Source organism: Streptomyces sp. NBC_01198, assembly GCF_036010485.1.
Taxonomy (GTDB): domain Bacteria; phylum Actinomycetota; class Actinomycetes; order Streptomycetales; family Streptomycetaceae; genus Actinacidiphila.
In genome coordinates this window covers 5,491,056-5,517,747 of record NZ_CP108568.1, presented here as the reverse complement: position 1 = coordinate 5,517,747, position 26,692 = coordinate 5,491,056, and the positions used below count along the sequence as shown (strand labels likewise).

Sequence of the window (26,692 nt, the reverse complement as noted above, 5' to 3'; positions counted from 1 at the left end):
TCCGTACGCGCTGGCCGTCGCCTCCCTGTCCTACCACCGTGGCAGGATGCGAGGCGTTCGCTGTCCGTTTCCGGTGGTCAAAGACGAAGGAGCCGCCCGTGCCCGGCGAGAACCTGAGCCGTGAGGAGGCCCGCGAGCGGGCCGCGACGCTGTCCGTGGAGCGCTACGACGTGGCGCTCGACGTGCGGTCGGCGGCCGGTGCCGTCCCCGCCGGCGGGGAGCGCACCTTCCGGTCCACCACGGTGATCGACTTCCGGTGCGCGCGGCCGGGCGCGTCGTCCTTCGCCGACCTCGTCGCGTCCGAGGTGGTGTCGGTGCGGCTGAACGGCCGGGAGCTGGACCCGGCGGTGGTGTACGACGGCGCCAGGATCGCCCTGGAGGGTCTGGCCGAGCGCAACACCCTGGTGGTGGACGCGCGTTGTGCCTACAGCCGTACGGGCGAGGGCCTGCACCGCTTCGAGGACCCGGAGGACGGCGAGGTCTATCTGTACACGCAGTACGAACCGGCCGACGCCCGGCGGGTGTTCGCGAACTTCGAGCAGCCGGACCTCAAGGCGCCGTTCACCTTCCAGGTGAGCGCGCCGGAGAGCTGGACGGTGCTGTCGAACGCGGAGACCGAGGGCGAGCCGGCCGGGGCGGACGGCGGCGGGCTGACCACCCGTTTCCGGCCGACGCTGCCGATCTCCACGTACATCACCGCGGTCGTCGCCGGCCCCTACCACGTCGAACGCGACCACTACTCGCGGGCCTTCGACGACAAGGTGGTGCTCGACATCCCGCTGAGCGCGCTGTGCCGGCGTTCCCTGGCCCGGCATTTCGACGCGGACGAGATCTTCACCGTGACCAAGCAGGGCCTGGACTTCTACCACGACATCTTCGACTACCCCTATCCGTTCGGGAAGTACGACCAGGCCTTCGTGCCGGAGTACAACATCGGGGCGATGGAGAATCCCGGCTGCGTGACCTTCCGCGAGGAGTTCGTCTTCCGCGGCAAGGTGACGCGGGCGTCGTACGAGCACCGGGCCAGCGTGGTGCTGCACGAGATGGCGCACATGTGGTTCGGCGACCTGGTGACCATGCGCTGGTGGGACGACCTGTGGCTCAAGGAGTCCTTCGCGGACTTCATGGCGGCCTTCTCCCAGGTGGCGGCGACGCAGTACACACAGGGCTGGATCACCTTCGCCAACCGCCGCAAGGCGTGGGCCTACCGTGCGGACCAGTTGCCGTCCACCCATCCGGTGGTCGCCGACATCCGCGACCTGGAGGACGCCAAGCTCAACTTCGACGGCATCACGTACTCCAAGGGCGCCTCGGTGCTCAAGCAGCTGGTCGCCTACGTCGGGCAGGACGCCTTCCTCGATGCGGCCCGGCGGTACTTCAAGCGGCACGCCTACGGCAACACGGAGCTGGGCGACCTGCTCTCGGTGCTCACCGAGACCTCGGGGCGCGACATGGCCGCCTGGTCGCGGGCGTGGCTGGAGACGGCGGGCGTCAACTCGCTGACCCCGCAGGTCTTCCACGACGCGCATGACCGGATCACCGAGCTGACGGTACTGCAGGGCGCGGACGACCCGGCACATCCGCACCTGCGCCCGCACCGGGTCGCGGTGGGGCTCTACCGGCGGGTGCCGGGCGGCGCCCTGGAGCGTTACGCGCGGACCGAGACCGACGTGGCGGGCTCGGTCACGGTGATCACGGACCTGGCCGGGCAGCCGCGGCCGGACCTGGTGCTGGTCAACGACGACGACCTGACGTACTGCAAGGTCCGCTTCGACCCGGCGTCGCTGGACACGCTGCGTGCCCATCTGGGCGACCTGTCCGACCCGCTGGCCCGGGCGCTGGCGTGGTCGGCGGTGTGGAGCATGACCAGGGACGCGCTGATGCCGGCCGGCGACTACCTGGACCTGGTGCTGCTCTTCGCGGGCCGGGAGAGCGACATCGGGGTGCTGCAGTCGCTGCACCTGCAGGCGCGGACCGCGCTGACGCACTACGTGGCCCCGGACCGCCGCGACCTGATGGCGACCGAGCTGGCCCAGGGCGCGCTGCGCGAACTGCGGCTCGCCGAGCCGGGCAGCGGCCACCAGCTGGCGTGGGCGCGGTTCTTCGCCTCCGTCGCGTCCTCGGCCGGCGACCAGCAGCTTCTGCGGGGGCTGCTGGACGGGTCGGCGAAGGTCGACGGCCTGGCGGTGGACCAGGAGCTGCGCTGGACCTTCCTGGGCGCGCTCACCGCGTGCGGCGCGGCCGACACCGCGGCGATCGCCGCCGAGCGGGCCAGGGACGACACGGCTTCCGGCCAGCGGCACGAGGTGCGCTGCCTGGCGGCGCGGCCGTCCGCCGAGGTCAAGGCGGCGGCCTGGGCCGACGTGGTGGACTCCGACGCGCTGTCGAACGCGCTGGTGGAGGCGACCATCGCGGGCTTCGCGCAGGCCGGGCAGCGGGACCTGCTCGCGCCGTTCACCGGGCGGTACTTCGCGGCGCTCGAGGAGCTGTGGGCGACCCGGTCTATCGAGACCGCGATGGCCGTGGTCACCGGGCTCTTCCCGGCCCTCCAGGGCCCCTCGGAGACGCTGGCGGCCACCGACGCCTGGCTGGACGGGCATCCGCAGGCCGCGCCCGCGCTGCGCCGGCTGGTACTCGAAGGGCGGGACGACCTGGCACGGGCACAGCGCGCACAGATGTGCGACACCCGCGCGGCCGGGGCGAGCGGCGCCGCCGCCGCGGTCTGACCTCGGGGCGGGGCCGTCCTGCCTGGTGGGGCGGCCCTCGTCACCTGAATGGGGGAAATCCACTGATCGGCATCCGAACACCTGGACTTTAGCCCGGCCTTGTCCCGTTTTGTCGACGGGCGTGTAACAGCGGTTAGTGACCGCCCGGGCGGCGGGAACGACGTCGCCATGAACGTGAACTCCCGCACCCCCCACGCCCTGGACCGCCGTCTTCCCGCGGAGCAGCGGGTACTGACCCTCCATCAGCTGCGCAGGCACGGCGTGCCCGCGGCCGCGGTCGCCGCCCGCTGCCGCCCGGGCGGCCCCTGGCAGCAGGTGCTCCCGCAGGTGTATCTGCTGCACTCGGGCCCGCCGAACAGCCGTGAACGGCTGGAAGCCGCCCTGCTGTACGCCGGCCGCGACCCCCACGCGCACGGGCCGCTCGGCGGCGGCCGGGAGGCCATGGTGACGGGCCTGGCCGCGCTGGCGCTGCACCGCTTCCCCGGCGTGCCGGCGCTGCCGGGGCTGCCACGGATCGACGTGCTGGTGCCGCGGGCGCGGCGGCTGCGGGACGCGGGCGACGTGGCCGTCCGCCGCACCCGCGACCTGCCGCGCCCGCAGGAGGTGAGCGGCGTGCCCTGCGCCCCGGTGCCGCGCGCGCTGGCCGACGCCGTCGAGCACCTGGACGACACCGAGACCGTGCGGCGGCTGCTGACCGAGGCGGTACGCGGCGGGCACTGCGACGCCGCGGCCGTGCTGCACGAACTGGCCACCGCCGGGCTGCTGGAGCGCCCGCAGGTCGCCGCGGCGGTCGGCGCGCTGCGCGGGGCCGAGCACACCATGGCGGAGCAGCGGCTCTACACGATGGTGCACGCCCACCAACTGCCCGAGCCCGTCTGGAACGTCGAACTCCGGCTGCCAGGCGGCCCGCTGCTGGGCGGGGTGGACGCGTACTGGCCGGAACACGCGGTGGCCCTGGCCATCGACCCGCGGACCGGCGGACCGGCGGGCGGAGCGGACGCGCACGGGATGCGCGGCGCCACAGCCGCGGCCAGGGAGCGCGGTCCGGCCGTGGACGACCCCTACGCCATGGATGACGCCCCGGCGCCTGACGACGTCTACGCCGATCCGTTCGGCGACGCCCTTTACGCCGGGGAGGGCGGCGAAACCTGCGCCCAGGCAGCCGAATTCGGCGGCGACGAGACGTGGGCGCGCTGCGTGCGGCAGCGCGAGCGGCTGGAAGCGCTGGGCATCACGCTGGTGCATGTCACCGCGGCCAAGCTGCGTGACGCCTGCGAGCAGCAGGCCGCCGTGGTGCGCACCGCGCTGGTGGCCGCCGCGGACCAACTGCCTGCCGCTTATGTCGTGGTGACCCCGCGCTGACCCCCCTCGGCCGCGGCTCTTGCGCGGGTTTGCGGCGGTCCGCCCGTGGCGGAAACACGTCACCGACGACCCAAGAGAAGGTCAACGCACCACAAAGGGCAGCTTTTCCCGGCAGGGTGACCAGGCGTACGGCCCCGTTATCCGCAGACAGACCCGACGGTCCGAACAGGGATGCCCATGCCACTCGCACACATACCAGGCAAGAGACGCACCGCCCGGCTCGCGCTCGCCGCGGGCCTGGTGGCCGCACTGACAGCCGCAGGTCCCGCGCTGGCGGTCGCCGACCCCGCGCCCGCCGCCCCCGCCTCCCCCACCGCCCCCGGCTCGGACGCCCCCGGCGAGCCCGGCAAGGACGCCGCAGGCAAGCTCGGATCCGCCGACGCCACACTGCTGGCCAAGGCCAAGGCGGACGGCGACAAGAACGTCACCTTCATGATCGCCGGCAAGCCCGGCAGCACCGCGGAGATCAGCTCCCGGCTGCACGCCCAGGGCGCCAGCGTCGGCCGGACCTACGACCAACTCGGCTACGTACGCGCCACCGTGCCCACCGCGAAGGCGGACGCGGCGATCGGCGCGGCGCAGAAGCTGCCCTCGGTGCTGGCCATCGACCTCAGGCAGGAGGTCAAGCTCGACGACCCGACGCCATCCGCCGACACGACCCCCGCCGCGTCCCGGCACGCCGGCAAGGCCGCCACCACCTACCCGGGCCCCGACAAGCACACCCCCGCCAAGAACCCGTACGAGCCGGTCTTCGAGACCGGCGCGGTGGACTTCGTCAAGGACCACCCGGCCGCGGACGGCCGCGGTATCACCGTCGGCATCCTCGACTCCGGCGTCGACGTCGGCCACCCGGCGTTGCAGAAGACCACCACCGGCGAGCGGAAGATCGTCGACTGGGTCACCTCGACCGACCCGATCCTCGACGGCGACGCCACCTGGCGCCCCATGGTCACCGCGGTGTCCGGGCCGTCCTTCACCGCCGCGGGCCGCAGCTGGACCGCGCCGGCCGGCAGCTACCTCTTCTCCACCTTCGCCGAGGCCGCCACCAAGGGCGGCGACATGGCGGGCGACCTGAACCGCGACGGCGACACCACCGACGTCTGGGGGGTCCTCTACGACCCGGCCGCCGGCACCGTCCGGGTGGACCTGGACAACAACGGCGACTTTCGCGGCGAGACGGCCATGAAGCCGTACAAGGACGGCTTCCAGATCGGCCACTTCGGCACCGACGACCCGGCCACGCCGATCTCGGAGTCGATCCCGTTCACCATCGAGATCCGCAAGGACGTCCCGATGGACCCGTACGGCGGCGACTGGGTCGGCAAGAAGGCCGACTTCGTCAACATCGGCGTCGTGCAGTCCGAGCACGGCACGCACGTCGCGGGCATCACTGCCGCCAACGGGCTCTTCGGCGGCAAGATGACCGGCGCCGCACCCGGCGCGAAGATCGTCTCCTCCCGGGCCTGCACCTGGAGCGGCGGCTGCACCAACATCGCGCTGACCGAGGGCATGACCGACCTGGTGGTCAACCACCACGTCGACGTCGTCAACATGTCCGTCGGCGGCCTCGGCGCGCTCAACGACGGCGCCAGCGCCCGCGACCTGCTCTACCAGCAGCTGATCGACACCTACGGCGTGCAGCTGGTGATCTCCGCGGGCAACGACGGCCCCGGCGTCAACACCATCAGCGACCCGGGCCTGGCCGACCACGTGCTGAGCGTCGGCGCCTCCATCTCCCGTGAGACCTGGGCGGCCGACTACGGCTCGCAGACCACCGTGCCGTACTCGCTGCTGCCCTTCTCCGCCCGCGGCCCGCGCGAGGACGGCGGCCTCGCCCCCGTCATCACCGCCCCGGGCGCGGCCATCAACTCCGTGCCGACCTGGGAGCCGGGCGCGCCCGTCGCCGAGGCCGGCTACGCCCTGCCGCCCGGCTACGCGATGCTCCAGGGCACCTCGATGGCCTCGCCGCAGGCCACCGGAGCCGCGGCGCTGCTGCTGTCCGCCGCCAAGGCGCAGCACCTGAAGGTCACCCCGGCGCAGTTGCGCACCGCGCTGATCAGCACGGCCAAGAACATCCCCGGCTTCCAGACCGTCGACCAGGGCGCCGGACTCGTCGCCGTGGCCCCCGCCTGGGACCTGCTGCGGCGCGGTGGCACCACCGACACGTACACCGTCAAGGCGCCGGTCGACACCACCCTGTCGAGCTTCCTGCAGACCCCCGGCTACGGCACCGGCGTCTACGACCGCGAGGGCGGCCTGACGACCGGCCGGCAGCGGACGTACGACGTCACGGTCACCCGCACCACCGGTCCCGCGTACGCGCAGCTGCACACCCTGAGCTGGGCGCACAACGACGGCACCTTCTCGGTCGGCAGCCCGCTGGTGCTGCTGCCGCTGAACAAACCGGTCACGGTGAAGGTCACCGCCAAGCCGCGGTCGGCCGGCGTGCACAGCGCGCTGCTGGACGTCGACGACCCGCTCACCCGCGGCACCGACACGCAGGTCGCGGCCGCCGTCGTCGTCTCCACGCCGATCGCGGGCCCGTCCTACACCCTGACCCGCTCCGGGACGATCCAGCGGGACAGCACCCGCTCGTACTTCCTCACCGTCCCGGCCGGCGCGACCTCGCTGGAAGTCGCCATGGGCGGCCTGAAGCCGGGCAGCCAGACCCGCTTCATCTCCATCCACCCCTACGGTGTGCCGCTCGACTCCACCCAGACGCCTGACTGCTACCCGAACTACGACAACCCGGCCAATACCTGCCGTCCCGACCTGCGGTCCTACGCGGACCCGCTGCCGGGCGTGTGGGAGATCGAGGTCGAGGCCCGCAGGACCTCGCCGCAGCTCGACAACCCGTACGTGCTGACCGCCTCGGTCCTCGGGGTCACCTTCGACCCGGCCGTGCAGACCGTGCCCGAGGCCAAGGTCGGCACGCCCGCGCCGGTGAGCTGGACCGTCACCAACGGCTTCGCGCCGATCAGCGGCGGTTCGCTGCGCGGCGGCCCGCTCGGCTCGGCGCTCACCGCCACGCCGACCATCACCGAGGGCGAGGCGCAGACCACGTCGCTGACCCTGGGCACGGGTGCCTCCCGGCTGGACGTCTCCATCGGCTCGCCCTCCGACCCGCAGGCCGACCTCGACCTGTACGTCTACCTCGACGGTGTGCTGATCGGGCAGTCCGCCGACGGTGACGCGGAGGAGGCGGTCAGTCTCACCGACCCGGCACCGGGCACGTACACCTTCGAGGTGGACGGATACGCGGTGCCGTCCGGCTCCACGACCTACTCCTACGAGGACGTCTACTACTCGGCCGCCCTCGGCCAGGTCACGGTCGACTCGTCCGCCCCCGTCAACCTGCCGCACGGCGCGTCGGCCCCGGTCAGCGCGTCCGTGCTCGCCGCGGCGGAAGCGCCGGCCGGGCGGCAGCTGTTCGGACAGGTCCAGCTGCTCGACGCCCGCGGGACTGCCGCCGGCACGGGCAGTGTGATCATCACGTCGACCACCCCGTAACCCCCGCCGCCGGGGGTACGACCCCACGCCGTACCCCCGGCCCTCACCTCTCACCCGCCCCCGCCGCGCCCGGCAGGTGACTGCCCCTTACGGCCCGCACTTGCCCGCGGCGCGTGGGTGGCCGGGCGCGCCGTTCCTCGCGCCCCTGAGGGGTGCCACTTCCTGTGGCGTCGGTTCCTCCCCGCCATCGTGGCTGGTCGCGCCGTTCCTCGCGCCCCTCAGGGGCTGGCCTCTGTGGCAGAAGGGTGAGGTGGCCGGCAGGGGCTGATGCTGGGCGGAGGAGGGCACGTGCCCCGAAGGGGCGCGGGGAACTGCGCGGCCAGCCGCGGCGCGGCCGCAGGCACAGCGCGCAGAGCAAGGGGCACCCACCCGGGGGCGCGGGCCGCAGGCCAAGTGCGCACCGCACGGGGCAGGGTGCCGGTACCTCCCGGCGTGCCGCAGGCGGGGCGTGGCGACCGGGTGAACCCGGGGTCACCGGGTGCGCAGGGTGTGGCACACCCCGGAAGGGGTAGGGCTGTGGAATCGGCCGGTAGATGCCGCACGAAGACGGAGGCTTGATGGACCGGGCACGGCTGGCGGCACTGCACGGCGTGGATGTGACGTACCGCCCGGCCCCCGGGCAGGAGGTCGCCGTCTCGGAGGAGACCGTGGTGGCCGTGCTGGCCGCCCTGGGCGTGGACGCGTCCACCCCGCACGCCGTGCGTGACGCGCTGGCCGCGTACGAGCTGCGTACCGCCCACCGCCTGCTGGCGCCGTGCACCGTGCTGCGGGCCGGGCAGCCGCTGACCGGCCTGCCCGCGGGCACCGAGGTCACCGTCGAGACCGCCGCGGGCGAGCCGCTGGCCGGGCTGCCGCAGGCACCTGGGCGCTACGTGCTGCGCGCGGCCGCCGCCGACGGCCGGACCGCCAGGGGCGACCTGGTGGTGGCGCCGGAGCGGGTGGCCGGGCCGCAGGGCCGGGCGTTCGGCTTCATGGCCCAGCTGTATTCGACCCTGTCCGGGCGCTCCTGGGGCATGGGTGACCTGGGCGACCTCGCGGAGCTCGCGGCCTGGTCGGGACGGGCGCTGGGCGCCGGGTTCGTCCAGATCAACCCGCTGCACGCGTCGGTGCCCGGCCGGCCCACGGACCCGTCGCCGTACCGCCCCTCCTCGCGGCGCTTCCCCGACCCGGTGTATCTGCGGATCGAGGAGGTCCCGGAGTACGCCTATCTGTCCAGGGAGGCGCGCGAGCGGGCCGGCCGGCTGCTGGTCAAGGCCGCGGCCCTGCGGGACAACGTGCTGCTCAAGGACATGCTCATCGACCGGGACGCGGTCTGGGAGCTCAAGGCGCAGGCGCTGGAACTGCTCCGCGAGGTGCCGCTGAGCCCCGGCCGGCGGGCCGCCTACGCCGACTTCCTGGCCGCGCAGGGCCAGGCACTCGACGACCACGCCACCTGGTCCACGCTGGCCGAACTGCACGGTCCCGACTGGCAGAAGTGGCCCGCAGGACTGCGCGACCCACGGTCCGCACAGGTCGCACGGCTGCGCAGCCGGCACCAGGACCGGATCGACTTCCACTGCTGGCTGAGCTGGCTGACGGACGGCCAGCTGGCCACCGCCCAGCGGGCCGCGCGTGACGCGGGGATGCCGATCGGCGTGGTGCACGACCTCGCGGTCGGCGTCCACCCGGCCGGTTCCGACGCCTGGTCGATGCAGGACGTGCTGGCCAGGGGCATGTCGACCGGGGCGCCGCCGGACGCCTTCAACGCCCGCGGCCAGGACTGGGGCCTGCCGCCCTGGCGCCCCGACGCCCTCGCCGCCACCGGCTACGCCCCCTACCGCGACCTGATCGCCCGGATGCTGCGGCACGCCGGCGGGTTGCGCATCGACCATGTGATGGGCCTGTTCCGGCTGTGGTGGGTACCCGAGGGCCGCCCGCCCACCGAGGGCACGTATGTGCGCTACGACGCGGATGCGATGCTCGGGCTGCTGGCCCTGGAGGCGCACGAGGCCGGCGCCGTCGTCATCGGCGAGGACCTCGGCACGGTCGAGCCCGGCGTCCGGCAGCAGCTCGCCGACCGCGGCATCCTCGGCACCTCCGTGCTGTGGTTCGAACGTGATTACGAGGGCGAGCACGCCGACCGCCGGCCGCTGCCGCCGAGCGCCTGGCGGGAGGCCTGTCTGGCCACCGCGACCACGCACGACCTGCCGAGCACCGCCGCCCGGCTCACCGGCGAGCACGTCGAGCTGCGGCACCGGCTCGGTCTGCTCACCCGCCCGCTGGAGCAGGAGCAGGCCGAGGACGCCGCCGAGGTGGCCGAGTGGATCGCGCTGCTCGGCCGGCTCGGGCTGCTGCCGGAGGGCGCGGCCGACGAGGAGGCCGTCGTGCGGGCGGTGCACCGCTTCCTGGCCGCGACCCCCGCCAGGATGGTCGGCGTCTGGCTGCCGGACGCGGTGGGCGACCGGCGCCCGCAGAATCTCCCGGGCACCTGGGACCAGTACCCGAACTGGCGGCTCCCCGTCGCCGACCCCGACGGCAACCCCCTCACCCTCGAAGAGCTCGCCGCGTCGCCGCGCCTGCACAGCCTCGCCGACGAGATCCGCCGGGCCCTCCACGCCGACACGGAAGCGTAAAGCACCCCCGGGCGCACAGGCGCCGGAGTCGGTCACTACCCTTGGCACGTGGACAAGAAGCTCAACAAGAAGGTCATGCGCGCCGGCGCCGTCACCGCGGCGACCACCGTGATGCTGCTGCTGTCGTCCCCGGCGTTCGCGAACACCCGCGACGACGGCGACGACCCGGGCTCGGGTCTGAGCGTCATCCAGACCCTCGGCCTCTTCGTCGCCATCCCGCTGGTGCTCTTCGGCATCATCGCGGCCCTCGTGATGATCACCGACAAGACCCGCAAGCAACAGGGCTGACCTTCCCCCCTCGCCCGGCTGCGCCGCCGGCGAGCGCGCGGTGCGCGGGCGGCTGGACGGCGGGCCCGGCGGCCGGCGCCTCGTCCAGGCCAGCGGGTCCCGGCGCGGTCGCCGGCACCCCACACCGCCGCAGGTGGCTGAACGGCATGGGGCACCGGCCGCGGCCTACGTGTACGGACGGTGTCCCCGCTCCTGGTGCGGGAAGGACTGGTCCGCCCCCGGCAGCGTCGGCTTCGGCAGCGTGGCCACCTCCTGCTGGGCCCCGGCCAGCTGCTCCGCGGTGTCCTCGGGCAGCCGCGGCGGGCGCCGCCGCTCGTCGTGGAAGCGGAAGGCCGAGGTCAGGTCGCCGAACGTACGGCGCCGCCACTGGCTGATGTTGGGCTCCTCGACGCCGGTGAAGCGTTCGAGGAACTGCAGCACCGAGGTGTGGTCGAAGGCCTCGCCCGCCACCCAGCCGCCGACCGTCCACGGCGACACCACGATGGCCGGCACCCGGAAGCCGCCGCCGATGGGCAGGCCCTGCACGAACTCCTCGGGGGTGCCCGCCTTGGGCGTGGGCGGCACGACGTGGTCGAACAGGCCGTCGTTCTCGTCGTAGTTGAGGAGGAAGGCGGTCTTGGCCCAGACCTTGGGGTTGGACGCGATGGCTTCCAGCTTGGAGGCCACGAAGTCCGCGCCCGCGGCCGGCAGGTAGTTCGGGTGCTCGGACTGGTAGCTGGTCGGCAGGATCCAGGAGACGGCCGGGAGCCGGTCGTTGCGGGCGTCGTCCTCGAAGGTGCCCGCCGGCTGGGCGACCATGCCGCGGTCGTACAGCGGGTCGCCCGGCTTGGCGTCCTTGAACTGCTGGAACTGCGACAGCATGTTCGTGCCGTAGTTGTCGGTCTGCTGGTAGACCCGCCAGTCGACGCCGGCCGCCTGCAGCCGCTCGGCGTAGGTGGTCCAGGTGTACGGCGTGGGCGCGGAGTTGGAGATGACCGGGCCGCCCTCGGTGCCGCCGGGGTCGACCGTACCGGTCATCCAGAACAGCCGGTTCGGCCAGGTCGGGCCCATCATCGAGCAGAAGTAGTTGTCGCAGATGGTGAACGTCTCGGCGAGGGCGAACTGGAAGGGGATGTCCTCGCGGGTGTAGTAGCCCATCACGTAGGGGCCGTTGACGCCGTCGGCCTTGCGGTGGGCGGGCAGCCACTGGTCCATGGCGCCGTTGTTCCACGCCTGGTGCTGGACGGTGTAGGCGTGGCTGGTGGAGGGGATCGCCTGGGCGCTGCTGGCCTTGGTGTCCAGGTGGAAGGGCAGCGTGTAGCCGTCGGGGTTGACCGTGTCGGGCTGGTAGAAGACCGAGCGCCCGGTGGACAGCTGCTTGGCGTGCGGGTCGTTGAAGCCGCGGACGCCGGACAGCGTGCCGAAGTAGTGGTCGAACGAGCGGTTCTCCTGCATCAGCAGGACGACGTGTTCGATGTCGCGGAGTGAGCCGTGCCGCGGCGGACCGGCGGCGACGGCGGCCTGAACGCTGGGGGGCAGCAGGGTCAGCGCCGCGGCGCCACCCACGGCCCCCGCCGCGGATCCGAGGAGTCTGCGGCGCGTCAACTCGGCCATGAACGTTCCTCCTTGAGCAGTGGAATACGAGTCCTTGTCATGGACCCACCGAGACTCTGCCGGGGAACCGTCTGGGCCGATGGAGGCGCCTGGTGAACCTGTGGCCAACGCGCCGGGGGCGGTCGGCCACATGCTGACGATCTTTGCCGTCCCCTTGCCGACCGCCGGTCCGGTCTCACCTACCGCCGGTCCGGGTCTTGCCGACCGCCGGTCCTGGTCCCGGGCGCGGGGCCCGGGACCCCGGCGATCAGCCCGCCGCCGCGTCCGCGGCCTGGGCTTTCAGCGCGCGCTCGACGCCCGCGCGGGACTCGACGACCAGCCGGCGCAGCGACGGCACCGGCTCGGCGCTCGCCAGCCACGCGTCGGTCGCGTCCAGCGTGGCCTGCGAGACCTGCAGCGTCGGGAAGAGGCCGACGACGATCTGCTGGCCCATCTCGTTGCTGCGGTCGGTCCACACCTGCTTGATCGCGGCGAAGTACCGCTCGGTGTAGGCCGCGAGCAGCTCGCGCTGGTCGGTCTGCACGAAGCCGCCGATGACGGCTTCCTGCGTCGCGTTCGGCAGCGTGTCGGCCTCGACGACCGACGCCCACACCTCGGCCTTGGCCGCCTCGGTCGGCCGCGCCGCCCGGGCCGCCGCGGCGTGCTGCTCGCCCGCGGAGGTCGGGTCGAGGGCGAGCTCCGCCTCGATCGCCTTGTCGTCCGCGCGGCCGGTGACGGCCAGCCGGTTCAGCAGCGCCCAGCGCAGGTCGGTGTCGACGGCCAGGCCATCGTAGGTCACCGTGCCGTCGAGCAGCCCGGCGAGGACGTCCAGCTGCTCGGGGGTGCGGGCGGTCACCGCGAACGCCCTGGCCCACGCCAGCTGGTGGTCGCTGCCGGCGGCGGCCGCCGCCAGGTGCTCCTGGGCGGCGGCGGTCCAGCGGGCCAGCCCGGTCTCCCGCCACGCCGGATCGGCGTAGAGGTCGAGGGCCAGCTTCACCTGGCGGTGCAGGGACTGCACCACGCCGATGTCCGACTCCTTGCCGATGCCGTGCAGCACCAGCTCCAGGTAGTCGCGGGTGGCCAGCTCGCCGTCCCGCGTCATGTCCCAGGCCGACGCCCAGATCAGCGCGCGGGGCAGCGAATGGGTGAAGTCGCCGACGTGGTCGCGGACCACGGCCAGCGACTGCTCGTCCAGCCGCACCTTGGCGTACGACAGGTCGTCGTCGTTGAGCAGGATCACGTCGGGGCGGCGGGCGCCCGCCGGGAAGGGCACCTCGGTCAGCTCGCCGTCCACGTCAAGCTCGATCCGCTCGGTGCGCTCCAGCACGCCGTCCCGCAGGTCGTAGAGGCCGACCGCGATCCGGTGCGGCCGCAGCACCGCCTTGCCCTTGGCGCCCACGGGCAGCGCGGGCGCCTCCTGCCGGACGGCGAAGGACGTCACCGCTCCGGTGGCGTCCACCGTGATCTCCGGCCGCAGCACGTTGATGCCCGCGGTCTCCAGCCACGCCCGGGACCAGGCCTTGAGGTCGCGGCCCGAGGTCTCCTCCAGCGCGCCCAGCAGGTCGGTCAGCCGGGTGTTCCCCCAGGCGTGCTGCTTGAAGTAGGCCTGCACGCCGGCGAAGAACTCGTCCATCCCGACGTAGGCGACCAGCTGCTTGAGCACCGAGGCGCCCTTGGCGTACGTGATCCCGTCGAAGTTGACGAGCACGTCGTCCAGGTCGTTGATCTCCGCCATGATCGGGTGTGTCGAGGGCAGCTGGTCCTGCCGGTAGGCCCAGGTCTTCATCGTGTTGGCGAACGTCGTCCACGAGTGCGGCCAGCGCGAGCCCTCGGCGTGCGCCTGGCAGGCGATCGAGGTGTAGGTGGCGAACGACTCGTTCAGCCAAAGGTCGTTCCACCACTCCATGGTGACCAGGTCGCCGAACCACATGTGCGCCAGCTCGTGCAGGATCGTCTCGGCCCGCGTCTCGTACGCCGCGTCGGTCACCTTCGACCGGAAGACGTACTGGTCACGGATCGTCACCGCGCCGGCGTTCTCCATCGCGCCCGCGTTGAACTCCGGCACGAACAGCTGGTCGTACTTGGCGAACGGGTAGGCGTAGTCGAACTTCTCCTGGAACCAGTCGAAGCCCAGCCGGGTGACCTGGAAGATCGCCTCGGCGTCCAGGTGCTCGGCCAGCGAGGGCCGGCAGTAGACGCCCAGCGGCACGCTGCGCCCGTCGCCCTCCCAGCTGCCGTGCACCGACGTGTACGGACCCGCGATCAGCGCGGTGACATAGGTCGACATCCGCGGGGTCGGCTCGAACGTCCACACCCCGTCGGCCGACGGCTCGGGCGTCGGCGAGTTCGAGATCACCGTCCAGCCCTGCGGCGCCTTCACCGTGAAGGCGAACGTCCCCTTCAGATCCGGCTGTTCGAAGCTGGCGAACACCCGCCGCGCGTCCGGCACCTCGAACTGCGTGTACAGATACGCCTGCTTGTCCACCGGGTCGACGAACCGGTGCAGCCCCTCACCGGTGTTGGTGTACGCGCAGTCCGCCACGACCAGCAGTTCGCTCCGCCCGCCGGGCAGCGAGTCCAGCGCGATCCGCGAGTCCTTGAAGACGCCCTCGGGGTCCAGCGCCACGCCGTTCAGCACCACCTCGTGCACCGTGGGCGCCACCAGGTCGATGAAGCTCGAACCGCCGTCCCCGGCCACGTCGAAGCGCACCGTGGTCCGCGACCGGAACGTGCCACCCTCCTGGGCGCCGCTCAGGTCCAGCTCGATCCCATAGCCGTCCACAGTCAGCAGAGCCGCCCGCTGCTGCGCCTCCTCGCGCGTGAGGTTCGTACCAGGCACGGTGGCCCACTCCTTCTCGTCAGGTGAGACGCCCATCCTCGCACGTCACCCCCATCCGGCGCGGAAGCCTTGTGGACAACTCCCGTACCCGCCGGACCGCGCACCCGGTGGCGCCCGCCCCGGTGGCGGCGCGTGCGCCGAGGGGCCACCGCGGTGCGGCGCCGGCCCGCCCGCCGGACCCCACGCGCACCACCGGGGCGCAGCCGTTGACACGGGGCGCACGCGAGTGGTGAGCTCGCCGTTCGGTGTCGCGCGCAAGGCCGCAGGGAGGACCCCCCGTGCTGCGTAGGACTTCGGCCGTCGCGCTGGCGGCCACCGTCGTCGGCGGCTGGTTCGGCCAGGCCCCGGCCTCCGCCCAGCCCGCGCACGCACTCGCCCGCCCCGGGCTCACCGCGCTCGCCGACGCCGGCGCGTCCACCCCGGCCGCCCGGGCGGACACGGCGGCCACCGTCTCCCCGAAGCCCCAGTACCTGCGCCGCCAGGGTGACTTCGCCCGCGTCACCGCGCACGTGACCCTGGTCGCCGACGCGTCAGCCGACCCGTACGCCCTCGACGTGATCGAGCAGACCCTCCGCTCCGCGGGCGCCCTCGACATCACCCGCACCGCCCAGGCCCCCGCCCCCGCCCAGGGCCTGACCGTCTACGCCGGCGCCCCCGCAACAGGCCCGCTCGCCGCCCTCGGCGCGCCGCCCGCCGATGACCTGCCCGACGGCGGCTACCGGCTCGCCGTCGGCGGCGGCACCGTCGCCTTGCAGGGCGTGGGCACCGACGGGCTCTTCCACGCCGCCCAGACGCTGCGTCAGCTGGCGGCCACCCGGCACCAGGACCGCGGCTTCGCCCCGGCCACCGTCCGGGACTGGCCCGCCGCGACCGTCCGCGGCATCACCGAGAGCTTCTATGGCGTTCCGTGGACGCAGGACCAGCGCCTGGCGCAGCTGGACTTCATGGCGCGGACGAAGCAGAACCGCTACCTCTACTCCCCCGGCGACGACCCGTACCGCGAGCAGCAGTGGCGCGAGCCCTACCCGGCCGCCCAGCGGGCGGACTTCCGGGCGCTGGCGGCCCGCGCCGCCGAGGACCACGTCACGCTGGCGTGGGCGCTGGCGCCCGGTCAGAACCTGTGCTTCTCGTCGGCCGCCGACCGGACCGCGCTGCACCGCAAGCTGGACGAGATGTGGGCGCTGGGCGTCCGCGCGTTCCAGATCCAGTTCCAGGACGTCAGCTACAGCGAGTGGCACTGCTCCGCCGACGCCCGCACCTTCGGCACCGGCCCGCAGGCCGCGGCCCGGGCGCAGGCGGAGGTGACGAACGCGGCGGCGGCGTACCTGACCGGCCGTCACGGCGGCGCCGCGGCAGGCGCGGTGTCGCTGCTGCCGACGGAGTTCTACCAGGACGGCGCGACCGACTACCGCACGGCGCTGGCGAAGGCGCTCGACCCGCGGGTCGCGGTGGCCTGGACCGGCGTCGGGGTGGTGCCGGGGCACATCACCGGGACGCAGGTGGCGTCCGCGAAGGCCGCGCTGCGGCATCCGCTGCTCACGGTCGACAACTACCCGGTCAACGACTTCGCCGCGGACCGGCTCTTCCTCGGTCCGTACACCGGGCGGCAGCCGGCCGTGGCGACGGTGTCGGCCGGCCTGCTGGCCAGCGCGATGCAGCAGCCGGCGGCGTCGCGTATCGCGCTGTTCACTGCCGCGGATTTCGCCTGGAACCCGAACGGCTACGACCCGCAGGCGTCCTGGCAGGCCGCCGTCGACGACCTCGCCGGTCCCGACGAGCCGACCAGGGCGGCGCTGCGGGCACTGGCGGCGAACGAGGCGTCGTCCGCGCTCGGCGGCGAGGAGTCGGCGTATCTGCGCCCGCTGATCGCCGCCTTCCGCGCCGCGCTGGCGGCGCCGGCGCCCTCCGGCGCGCGGCAGCTCACGACGGCGGCGGCGAAGCTGCGCGCGGCCTTCACGGTGATGCGCACCGCGCCCGGCCGCCTCGACGGGCTCGCGGGCGGCGGGTTCGGCGACGAGGTGCGGCCGTGGCTCGACCGGCTGTCGCTGTACGGGGCGGCGGGCGAGCAGGCGGTGGACCTTCTGTCGGCGCAGGCCCGAGGCGACGGGGCCGCCGCCTGGCGGGCCCGGCAGGCGCTGGACGGCGACCGTGCGGAGCTCGCGCAGGGCACCGCGACGGTCGGCGGCGCTGTGCTCGACGACTTCCTGACCGGCGCGGTGGACGACGCCGACGCCTGGGCGGGCCTCGGCGCGAACGGCCCGACGGCGACCACGTCGATGGCCTCGGGCCGCGGCACCGACCCGGCGGCCATGGTCGACGGGAAGGCCGCCACCGCCTGGTCGAGCGACACGCCGCCGCGCCCTGACGACGCCTTCGGCGTGGACCTGGGCGCGGCGAAGCAGGTCGGCTCGGTGCGGATCACGATGGGCGACGGCAGCGGCTCGGACGACTTCCTGCACGACGCGGTACTCGAAGTGGCCGCGGACGACGGCAGCGGCTGGCGCCGGATCGGCGAATACCACGACCAGCCGGTGATCACCGCGCGGTTCCCCCCGGGTACGACGGTCCGCCGGGTGCGGCTGCGGGCCGTCGAGGGCCAGCCCGGCGCGGTGACCGTACGGGAATTCGCCGTGGCGGTGAGCGGCGCCGTCACCGTGTCGGCGGCCGGCCCGGACCACGCGGCGGCCGCGGTGGACGGCGACCTGTCGACGTCGGCCGGCTCCGGCCCGCTGACCGTGGACTTCGGCGGCGCCCGGCAGCTGGACACCCTGACCGTCGCGGCCATTGACGTGCCCTCGCCCGTTCCGGCCGGCCGGCCGCCGTACGCGGCGCCGGTGTCGGTCGAGGCCCATACCGCGGCCGGGGGCTGGCAGCGGGTCGGCGTGCTGGCGGGCGACTGGACGGAGCTGCACGTCGGAGCGCTGGTGGACGCCGTACGGCTGTCGGACGGGCGCGGGGTGTGCGAGGTCGTGCCGTGGTTCGCCGGGGCGCCGCGGGTGACGCTGGACCAGCCGCAGGTCGACGTGCCGGCGGGCGGCCCGGCGGTGCGGGTGACCGCGACGGTGGCCTCCGGCCTGCCCAGGGACGTGACGGTGTCGGCCGCCGACGCCCGGCAGCCGGGGGGCCCGGTGGGCTTACGGCTGCCGGGCGCGCTGCCGCTGCGCCGCGGCGGCACCGCACGCCTGCCGCTGGCCGTGTCGGTGCCGGCCGGCACCGCCCCCGGGACGTACTCCGTGCCGGTGCGCTTCACCGTCGCCGGCCGAACGGTGGAGCGGACCGTCACCGTGCGGGCGCATCCGCCGACCGGCGGCCCCGATCTGGTGCCCGGTGGTACCGCCTCCTCGTCCGGCGACGAGACCGCGGACTTCCCGGCCGCCGCGGTGGCCGACGGCGACCCGGCCACCCGCTGGTCCTCGGCGGTGGACGACTCCGCGTGGGTGCAGGTGCGGCTGGCGGCGCCCGCCCGGGTCGGCGAGGTGGTGCTGCACTGGCAGGACGCCTACGCGGCGCGCTACGAGGTGCAGACGTCGGCCGACGGGGTGAGCTGGCACACCGCGGCCACCGTGGCGGACGGCGGCGGCGGGCGCGAGGCGGTGTGGCTGGACGGCGCCGGGGAGACCGCCTTCATCCGGGTGCAGGGGGTGCGCCGGGCCACCGCCTACGGTTACTCGCTGTACGGCATCGAGGCATACGCCGTCACGGGATGACCCGGCCGCCGGGCGGGCGGGGCACCCCGTGACGCACGAAGGCCCGGATCTCAGGCCGATATGCCGTCGATCCGGGCCAGGGCGTCATCCGCGCCGAAAGGTTGCAGATATGGCAGCCAGCGCGGGTCCCGGTGACCGGTCCCGATGATCCGCCAGGCCAGTCCCGAAGGCGGCGCGGGTTGATGGCGCAGCCGCCAGCCGAGCTCGGCGACATGGCGGTCGGCCTTGACATGGTTGCAGCGCCTGCACGCCGCGACCACGTTCTCCCAGGCATGCTGGCCGCCCCGGCTGCGCGGGATGACATGGTCGACGCTGGTGGCGGCGGCCCCGCAGTAGGCGCACCTGCCGCCGTCCCGGGCGAAGAGCGCCCTGCGGGTCAGCGGAACGGTGCCCCGGAACGGCACACGGACGAATTTGGTGAGCTTGACGACACTGGGCGCGGGCAGCGCCTGTGTCTCGCTGTGCAGATAGGCGCCGGATTCCTCTAGGCATACGGCCTTGTTGTTCAGCACGAGGACGAGCGCGCGGCGGAGCGGTACGACGCCGAGCGGCTCGTACGACGCGTTCAGGACCAGGACATGCGGCACGGATGCCTCCTTTAACGCCGGCGGCGCGTGGCTCGCGCCGGGACGATCTGTCTCAGTCTCTCCGGAAGGCGGGGCACCGCGCCACCATGCCCGGGTAACTGACCGAGAGTGTTTTGGACCACACGACTGCTCCTCCAGCAGGCGCCTCTTCCCTTTTCTCCCCCGCCAGGCGCCGTTCCGCCCCTCGAACGGGCAACGGAACAGCATCGGTCCTTGGTTAGTGTGGGGGCTTCGTACACCCCGGAGGTTCCCGCCCGTGTCCACCGCGACGCCCCCCGCCGCCGCCCCGCTCGACAGCGTGTCCCACACCGCCTCCCAGGCAGGCAGCTGGGTGGACGACAATTGGGCCGACTGGCTGAATGCCGGACTCCAGATCATGCTGATCCTGGTGATCGCGATCGTGCTGCGCACGGTGGTGCGGCGCACGATCAGCCGGCTGATCGACCGGATGAACCGGGGCGCGGAGGCCGCGGCCGCCACCGCGCTGGGTGGGCTGCTGGTCAACGCCGAGCGGCGCAAGCAGCGCAGCGAGGCGATCGGCTCGGTGCTCAGGAGCGTGGCGTCCTTCGTCATCCTGGGCACGGCGGCGCTGACCATCCTGTCGGTGCTGCGGATCGACCTGGCACCGCTGCTGGCCAGCGCCGGCGTCGCGGGGGTCGCGATCGGCTTCGGTGCCCGCAACCTGGTGACGGACTTCCTGTCCGGCGTCTTCATGATCCTCGAGGACCAGTACGGCGTCGGCGACGTCATCGACGCCGGGGTCGCGTCCGGCACGGTGGTCGAGGTGGGCCTGCGGGTGACGAAGCTGCGCGGCGACAACGGCGAGATCTGGTACGTGCGCAACGGCGAGGTCAAGCGGATCGGCAACCTGAGCCAGGGCTGGGCGACGGCGGTGGTGGACGTCCAGGTGGGCAGCGGCGAGGACCTGGACCGGGCGCGTGCGGTGGTCCTGGAGACCGCGGACGCGATGACCAAGGAAGACCCGTGGGACGAGTTCCTGTGGGAGCCGGTGCAGCTGCTCGGCCTGGAGTCGGTCGGCGCCGAGTTCGTGGTGCTCCAGGTGCAGGCCAGGACGATGCCCGGGCAGGCCGCGCCGGTGGCGCGGGAGCTGCGCTGGCGGATCAAGCGGGCCTTCGACCGGGAGGGCATCGTCATCTCCGGCGGCACCCCGGGGGCCACGGTGACCGACCCCGCCGCGGTGGCCGCCGAGGGGGCCCCGGTCCCGGACGGCGCCGAGGAGAACGGCCCGGCGCCCGTGCAGCGCGCCACGTCCGTACCGCCGCCGGCCGCCGGCGAGCAGTGAGGGCGGGCCGGCCACGGCGAGCCGGCCGCACCCGCTGACACCCCGCCGGACCCGCCGGGCGGGCCGGTTGCCCGCGCATCGCCATCTACCCGTGCACGGCCGTCTACCGGCGATCCCGCACGGGTAGATAACGACTTGGCCGCACGGCCTTCTGCACCCCTTGACGCTCCCCTGACGGCGGGCCTACCTTTCGTTTTGCCAATAGGAAAGTTTCCTAACAGTGAACTGAGGGAGGATGGCGCGCATGGCTGGCACCCCTGGCACACCGCGCGTGTTGCGCGCCATGAACGACCGCGCCGCGCTCGACCTCCTGCTGGAGCACGGCACGCTCTCCCGGACCCGGATCGGCAAGCTCACCGGCCTGTCCAAGCCCACCGCCTCGCAGCTGCTGGCCCGCCTGGAGGCGGCCGGCCTCGTCCTGGCCACCGGCACCACGGCGGGCCGCCCGGGGCCGAACGCGCAGCTCTACTCGGTCAACCCGGCCGCCGCCCACGTCGCGGGCCTCGATGTGACCACGGAACGCATCAGGGCCGCGGTCGCCGACATCACCGGCCGTACCGTCGGCTCCTTCCGGCTGCCCACCCCGCACCACCGGGCCGGCAGCGCGGTCGAGCAGGTCGTCCAGGCCGTGGACGGGGCGGTGAAGGCCGCCGGACTCAGCCGCTCCGACCTGCACCGCGCCGTGATCGGCACCCCCGGCGCCTTCGACCCCAGCACCGGACGGCTGCGCTACGCCAGCCACCTGCCCGGCTGGCACTCCCCCGCACTGCTCGACGAGCTGGCCGCGGCACTGCCGATGCCGCTGGAGTACGACAACGACGTCAACCTCGCCGCGATCGCCGAGCAGCGGATCGGCGCGGCGCGTGGCCACGAGGACTTCGTCCTGCTGTGGAACGAGGAGGGCATCGGCGCCGCCCTGATGATCGGCGGCCGGCTGCACCGCGGCTGGACCGGCGGCGCCGGCGAGGTCGGCTTCCTGCCGGTGCCAGGCACCCCGCTGGTCCGCAACGTCACCAGGACCAACAACGGCGGCTTCCAGGAGCTGGCCGGCTGCACCGCCGTCCTGCGCCACGCACGGGAGCTGGGCATCGACGTCCCCGACGCCCCGGTCGCCGACGCCGCCACCTCGGTGCTGTGCCAGGCCGCCGCCGCCCACGACGAGGAGAGCAGCGGACCGCAGGCCGAACTGCTCGCCCGCTGCGCCACCGGCATGGCGGTGGGCCTGGCCTCCGTGGTGGCCGTGCTCGACCCCGAACTGATCGTGCTGGCCGGCAACGTCGCCACCGCGGGCGGCGAACCGCTGCGCGCCCTGATCCAGACCGAACTGGCGGAACTGGCCGTGCCCCGGCCCCGGCTGGTGCTCGGCACCGTGGAGATGCACCCCGTCCTCAGCGGCGCGCTGGAAAGCGCGCTCGCCACCACCCGCGACGAGGTGTTCGACACCTCGCGCTGACCGCACCACCACCGCACCACCCGCAGAACCACCGCACCACCGCACGGAACGGCACCCACCCGCCGTCCCGACGGCACCGCACACCCTCGCCCACCCTCGTATCCCCGGAGGTAAAGAGCAGTGTCCCGTATACGTAAGGCAGCCGCCGCAGTGGCGGCGAGCGCCGCGATCACCCTGCTCGCGAGCGCGTGCACCGGCCAGAGCACCACCTCGGCCGACGACGACGCCAGCAAGGACGTCACCATCACCTTCTGGCACGGCTGGTCGGCGCCCAACGAGCTCAAGGCGATCAACGACAACGTCGCCAGGTTCGAGAAGGCGCACCCCAACATCCACGTCAAGGTGCAGGGCAACATCACCGACGACAAGATCAACCAGTCGCTGCGGGCCGGCGGCGACAAGGCCCCCGACGTCGTCTCCTCCTTCACCACCGACAACGTCGGCCAGTTCTGCTCCTCCGGCACCTTCGCCGACCTGGCGCCCTTCCTGCAGAAGTCGAAGATCGACCCGGCGGCGACCTTCCCCAAGCCGATGCTCGAATACACCCAGTTCGACGGCAAGCGGTGCTCGCTGCCGCTGCTGGGCGACGCGTACGGGCTGTACTACAACAAGAAGGAGTTCGCCGCGGCCGGCATCTCCGCGCCGCCGAAGACCCTCAGCGAGTTCAAGCAGGACGCCGTCAAGCTCACCAAGTCCGCCGGCGGCAGCTACTCGCAGCTCGGCTTCATGCCGGACTTCCACGGCTACGAGTCCACTCCCGGCCACTTCGCCGCCCAGTGGGGCGTGAAGTACTTCGACGCGAGCGGCAAGTCCCAGATCGCCAAGGACCCCGGTTTCGCCGCGATGTTCAACTGGCAGCAGGACATGGTCAAGGCGCTCGGCGGCTTCACCCAGCTGGAGAAGTACCGGGCCGGCTTCGGTGACGAGTTCGGCGCCAAGAACCCGCTGCAGACCGGCCAGGTCGCGATGGGCATCGACGGCGAGTGGCGGCTCGGCATGGCCAAGGACGCCGGCATGAACGACCTCGGCGTGGCGCCCTTCCCGGTGCCCGACGACCAGGCGAGCACCTACGGCAAGGGCTACACCACCGGCACCATCATCGGTATCGCCAACACCAGCACCAAGAAGAACGCCGCCTGGGAGCTGGTGAAGTTCATGACCACCGACACCGACGCGGTCGTCTCCTTCGCCAACGCGATCCACAACGTGCCCTCCACGCTGGCCGCGCTCAAGTCGCCGCAGCTCGACCAGGATCCGGGCTTCAAGACCTTCATCGACATCGCGCAGAACCCGAACAGCACCACCACCCCGCCGAGCGTCAACGGCGGCGCCTACCAGGTGACGCTGCAGGACTTCGGCTACGCCTACGAGTCGGGCAAGTCCAAGGACCTCACGACCGGACTGCAGGGCGTCGACACGCAGGTCGACAAGGACATCGCGCAGGCCAAGTGATGAGCGCCGCCGTCCACCCCCTGCTGAGGGCCAGACGCCGCAAGGCGGCGCTGCGCAACCTCGCCTTCCTGTCGCCGTGGATCATCGGCTTCAGCGTCTTCTTCGCCTACCCGCTGCTGTCCACCGTCTATTTCTCCTTCATGCACTACAACGGGGTGAACCCGCCGACCTGGACCGGTACGAAGAACTGGTCCTACGTCTTCAAGGACTACCCGCTGTTCTGGCCGGCGCTGCGCAACACGCTGTGGCTGGTCCTGGTGATGGTCACGCTCCGGGTCGTCTTCGGCCTGGGCGTGGGCCTGCTGATCACCAAGATCAAGACCGGTGCCGGCCTGTTCCGTACCGCGTTCTACCTGCCCTACCTGGCCCCGCCGGTCGCCGCGACGATGGCCTTCGTCTTCCTGCTCAACCCGGGCACCGGACCGGTCAACCACATCCTGGGCGACATCGGCATCCCCACCCCCGGGTGGTTCACCGACCCGCACTGGTCCAAGCCCGCGCTCACCATCCTGGCGGTGTGGGGCATCGGCGACCTGATGGTCATCTTCATGGCCGCACTCCTCGACGTGCCCAAGGAGCAGTACGAGGCCGCCGAGCTGGACGGCGCCGGAGGGTGGGCGCGGTTCCGGTACGTGACGCTGCCGAACATCTCGCCGATCGTGATGTTCGCGGTGGTCACCGGGGTCATCCAGACCATGCAGTACTACACGCAGCCGCTGGTGGCGGGAAAGGTCGCCTCCGGGATCATCGGCAACTCGGGCCAGCAGTTCGAGCCCGGCTACCCGGACAAGTCGACCCTGACCCTGCCGCAACTGGTCTACGAGCGCGGCTTCCAGCGCTTCGACTACGGCTCGGCGTGCGTCATCGCCCTGGTGCTCTTCGTGCTGGCGATGGCCTTCACGGCGCTGCTGATGCGCCGGCGCAACGGCTTCCTGTCGGCGGAGGACTGACGCACGAGCTCCCGCAGAGGCCGGCCGAGGAACGAGGCCGTCCGCGAAGGGAGTGAGCAGGAAGTCCGACCAAAGGAGAAGTGGACCGACCCATGACCCAAGCGACTCTGACCGCCCCCGCCGCCCCTGTACCCGAGCGTCCCCTCGACGTGCGGGCCCGGCGTACCGCCCGCCGCAAGGCCCGGCTGCACTGGATCGCCGTGCACTCGCTCGGCCTGGCCGCCGCCGCGTTCTTCGTACTGCCCTTCGTCTTCGTCCTCCTCACCGCGGTGATGAGCGACAACCAGGCGCTCACCAGGGACCTGTGGCCGAACTCCTGGCAGTGGTCCAACTTCCGTACCGTGTGGGACACCCCGGGGTTCCTCACCTGGTGGCGCAACACCCTGGTCTACGCGGTGTCAGGCACCGTGCTGACCGTGGTGTCCTCGCTGCCGGTGGCCTACGCGCTCGCCAAGTTCCGCTTCCGCGGCCGCAACCTGATCATGGTGCTGGTGATCTCCACGATGATGCTGCCGCCCCAGGTGATCATCATCCCGATGTATCTGTTCTGGACCAAGCAGCTCGGCATGGACGGCACCCTGTGGCCGCTGATCATCCCGATGGCCTTCGGCGACGCCTTCACCATCTTCCTGCTGCGCCAGTTCCTGCTGACCATCCCCAAGGAGTACACCGAGGCCGCCCGGGTGGACGGCTGCGGTGAGCTGCGCACCCTGGTCACCGTGATCGTCCCGATGATCCGGCCGGCCATCGCCGCCGTGGCGCTGTTCCAGTTCTTCTACTGCTGGAACGACTACTTCGGTCCGCAGATCTACGCCAGTTCCAACCCGGCAGCCTGGACACTGAGTTACGGGCTTGAGTCCTTCAAGGGGGCCCATCACACCAACTGGAACCTGACCATGGCCGCGACCGTCCTGGTGATGGCGCCGGTGATCGTGGTGTTCTTCTTCGCGCAAAAGGCCTTCATCGAAGGCGTGACCCTGACGGGAGTCAAGGGATGAAACTGGCAGTCGTGGGCGGCGGGTCCACGTACACCCCCGAGCTGATCGACGGGTTCGCGCGGCTGCGCGACAGCCTGCCCGTCGAGGAGCTCGCCCTGATCGACCCGGACGCGCACCGCCTTGAGCTGGTCGGCGGGCTGGCCCGGCGGATCTTCGCCAAGCAGGGCCACCCGGGCCGTATCGTCACCACCTCCGACCTGGAGGCGGGCGTGGCCGGGGCGGACGCGGTGCTGCTGCAGCTGCGGGTCGGCGGCCAGGCCGCTCGCAACCAGGACGAGACGTGGCCGCTGGAGTGCGGCTGCGTGGGCCAGGAGACCACCGGCGCGGGCGGCCTGGCGAAGGCGATGCGTACGGTCCCTGTGGTGCTCGACATCGCCGAGCGGGTCAGACGGGCCGCGCCGGACGCCTGGATCATCGACTTCACCAACCCGGTCGGCATCGTCACCCGGGCGCTGCTCCAGGCCGGGCACAAGAGCGTCGGGCTGTGCAACGTGGCGATCGGCTTCCAGCGCCGCTTCGCCGAGAAGCTCGGCGTGGCGCCCGAGCAGGTGCACCTGGACCATGTCGGGCTCAACCACCTGACCTGGGAGCGGGGGGTGCGCATCGGCGGCCCCGGCGGCGAGGACGTCCTGCCCAGGCTGCTCGCCGAGCACGGCGACTCGATCGCCGCGGACCTGCACCTGCCGCGCCCGGTCCTCGACCGGCTCGGCGTCGTCCCGTCGTACTACCTGCGCTACTACTACGCGCACGACGAGGTGGTGCGCGAGCTGCGGACGGAGCCCTCGCGGGCCTCGCAGGTCGCCGCCATGGAGAAGGAACTCCTGGAGATGTACGGCGATCCGGCCCTCGACGAGAAGCCGGCGCTGCTGGCCAAGCGCGGCGGTGCCTTCTACTCCGAGGCCGCGGTGGCGCTCGCCTCGTCGCTGCTGCGGGCGGCGCACGTCCCCGCGGCCGGGGACGTCCAGGTCGTCAACACCTACAACAACGGCACCCTGCCCTTCCTGCCGGACGACGCCGTGATCGAGGTGCCTGCCGTGGTCAACGGCGACGGCGCGCAGCCGCTGCCCGTGCCGCCGGTCGAGCCGCTCTACGCCGGGCTGATCGCGAACGTGACGGCCTATGAGGACCTGGCGCTGGACGCCGCCCTGCGCGGCGGCAGGGACCGGGTCTTCACCGCGCTGCTCGCCCACCCGCTGGTCGGGCAGTACGACCTCGCCGAGCAGCTGACCGACCGTCTCATCGCGCACAACCGGGAGCACTTCGCGTGGGCCTGAACAGCCCCCAGAGCCTTCGGCCTGGGAGGCGCCCCCTGTCGCCGCTGGTACCCGGCGGC

General features: G+C 72.7%; 15 protein-coding genes. 12 read left to right on the top strand and 3 right to left on the bottom strand.

The annotated features are described in order from the left end of the window. Positions 1 to 98 precede the first annotated feature (98 nt). The 5 genes from pepN (OG702_RS24495) to OG702_RS24475 all read left to right on the top strand — a co-directional run bounded on the left by pepN (OG702_RS24495) (position 99) and on the right by OG702_RS24475 (position 10,498). Entirely contained in the window at positions 99 to 2,726 is a 2,628-nt protein-coding gene (gene pepN, locus OG702_RS24495; RefSeq protein WP_327291084.1) for an aminopeptidase N, read from the top strand. Positions 2,727 to 2,894: 168 nt separating this feature from the next. Continuing rightward, positions 2,895 to 4,088: a hypothetical protein gene (locus OG702_RS24490; protein WP_327291083.1), complete on the top strand. Its 1,194-nt coding sequence runs from the start codon at positions 2,895 to 2,897 to the stop codon at positions 4,086 to 4,088. A gap of 177 nt (positions 4,089 to 4,265) precedes the next feature. After that, complete coding sequence (locus OG702_RS24485; protein WP_327291082.1) at positions 4,266 to 7,598, top strand: S8 family serine peptidase; 3,333 nt, start codon at positions 4,266 to 4,268, stop codon at positions 7,596 to 7,598. Positions 7,599 to 8,155: 557 nt separating this feature from the next. Continuing rightward, positions 8,156 to 10,210, top strand: a complete 2,055-nt coding sequence (malQ, locus tag OG702_RS24480) for a 4-alpha-glucanotransferase (protein WP_327291081.1) — start codon at positions 8,156 to 8,158, stop codon at positions 10,208 to 10,210. Between the two features lie 48 nt (positions 10,211 to 10,258). After that, complete coding sequence (locus tag OG702_RS24475) at positions 10,259 to 10,498, top strand: hypothetical protein (RefSeq protein ID WP_327291080.1); 240 nt, start codon at positions 10,259 to 10,261, stop codon at positions 10,496 to 10,498. 165 nt (positions 10,499 to 10,663) lie between these two features. Here the strand turns inward: OG702_RS24475 and OG702_RS24470 are convergent, their stop codons facing one another. Together OG702_RS24470 and pepN (OG702_RS24465) are read right to left on the bottom strand one after the other, a co-directional pair. Then, entirely contained in the window at positions 10,664 to 12,091 is a 1,428-nt protein-coding gene (locus OG702_RS24470) for an alkaline phosphatase family protein (protein ID WP_327291079.1), read from the bottom strand. A 247-nt stretch (positions 12,092 to 12,338) separates the two neighbouring features. Then, on the bottom strand, positions 12,339 to 14,909 hold the full coding sequence (gene pepN / locus OG702_RS24465; protein WP_327293354.1) for an aminopeptidase N: 2,571 nt from the start codon (positions 14,907 to 14,909) through the stop codon (positions 12,339 to 12,341). 278 nt (positions 14,910 to 15,187) lie between these two features. On the opposite strand from pepN (OG702_RS24465), the gene OG702_RS24460 reads away from it, so the two are divergent. Continuing rightward, positions 15,188 to 18,616, top strand: coding sequence for a beta-N-acetylglucosaminidase domain-containing protein (locus OG702_RS24460; RefSeq protein WP_327291078.1), 3,429 nt, complete (start codon positions 15,188 to 15,190; stop codon positions 18,614 to 18,616). A gap of 50 nt (positions 18,617 to 18,666) precedes the next feature. Here the strand turns inward: OG702_RS24460 and OG702_RS24455 are convergent, their stop codons facing one another. Continuing rightward, on the bottom strand, positions 18,667 to 19,203 hold the full coding sequence (locus OG702_RS24455; RefSeq protein ID WP_073493871.1) for an HNH endonuclease: 537 nt from the start codon (positions 19,201 to 19,203) through the stop codon (positions 18,667 to 18,669). 298 nt (positions 19,204 to 19,501) lie between these two features. Between OG702_RS24455 and OG702_RS24450 the strand changes: the two genes are divergently transcribed. From OG702_RS24450 to OG702_RS24425, 6 genes are all read left to right on the top strand, one after another. After that, the gene (locus tag OG702_RS24450; RefSeq protein WP_442814731.1) at positions 19,502 to 20,506 is read left to right on the top strand and encodes a mechanosensitive ion channel family protein; all 1,005 of its coding nucleotides are present in this window, start codon (positions 19,502 to 19,504) and stop codon (positions 20,504 to 20,506) included. Between the two features lie 235 nt (positions 20,507 to 20,741). Further along, complete coding sequence (locus OG702_RS24445) at positions 20,742 to 21,959, top strand: ROK family transcriptional regulator (RefSeq protein WP_327291076.1); 1,218 nt, start codon at positions 20,742 to 20,744, stop codon at positions 21,957 to 21,959. A 120-nt stretch (positions 21,960 to 22,079) separates the two neighbouring features. Next, complete coding sequence (locus tag OG702_RS24440; RefSeq protein WP_327291075.1) at positions 22,080 to 23,411, top strand: ABC transporter substrate-binding protein; 1,332 nt, start codon at positions 22,080 to 22,082, stop codon at positions 23,409 to 23,411. After that, positions 23,411 to 24,361 (top strand): carbohydrate ABC transporter permease, encoded by a 951-nt coding sequence (locus OG702_RS24435; protein WP_327291074.1) that lies wholly within the window; start codon positions 23,411 to 23,413, stop codon positions 24,359 to 24,361. The genes OG702_RS24440 and OG702_RS24435 overlap by 1 nt, the downstream gene beginning before the upstream one ends. Before the next feature lie 92 nt (positions 24,362 to 24,453). Then, positions 24,454 to 25,359, top strand: coding sequence for a carbohydrate ABC transporter permease (locus OG702_RS24430; protein ID WP_327291073.1), 906 nt, complete (start codon positions 24,454 to 24,456; stop codon positions 25,357 to 25,359). Continuing rightward, on the top strand, positions 25,356 to 26,633 hold the full coding sequence (locus OG702_RS24425) for a 6-phospho-beta-glucosidase (RefSeq protein ID WP_327291072.1): 1,278 nt from the start codon (positions 25,356 to 25,358) through the stop codon (positions 26,631 to 26,633). Before OG702_RS24430 ends, OG702_RS24425 begins: the two co-directional genes overlap by 4 nt. Positions 26,634 to 26,692: the final 59 nt, after the last annotated feature.

Excerpts from the sequence above, each read along its gene's own strand:
- OG702_RS24470 (WP_327291079.1), bottom strand. The coding sequence starts at position 12,091 with ATGGCCGAGTTGACGCGCCGCAGACTCCTCGGATCCGCGGCGGGGGCC.
- OG702_RS24435 (WP_327291074.1), top strand. The coding sequence starts at position 23,411 with ATGAGCGCCGCCGTCCACCCCCTGCTGAGGGCCAGACGCCGCAAGGCG.
- malQ (WP_327291081.1), top strand. The coding sequence starts at position 8,156 with ATGGACCGGGCACGGCTGGCGGCACTGCACGGCGTGGATGTGACGTAC.
- OG702_RS24445 (WP_327291076.1), top strand. The coding sequence starts at position 20,742 with ATGGCGCGCATGGCTGGCACCCCTGGCACACCGCGCGTGTTGCGCGCC.
- OG702_RS24485 (WP_327291082.1), top strand. The coding sequence starts at position 4,266 with ATGCCACTCGCACACATACCAGGCAAGAGACGCACCGCCCGGCTCGCG.
- OG702_RS24490 (WP_327291083.1), top strand. The coding sequence starts at position 2,895 with ATGAACGTGAACTCCCGCACCCCCCACGCCCTGGACCGCCGTCTTCCC.
- OG702_RS24430 (WP_327291073.1), top strand. The coding sequence starts at position 24,454 with ATGACCCAAGCGACTCTGACCGCCCCCGCCGCCCCTGTACCCGAGCGT.
- OG702_RS24425 (WP_327291072.1), top strand. The coding sequence starts at position 25,356 with ATGAAACTGGCAGTCGTGGGCGGCGGGTCCACGTACACCCCCGAGCTG.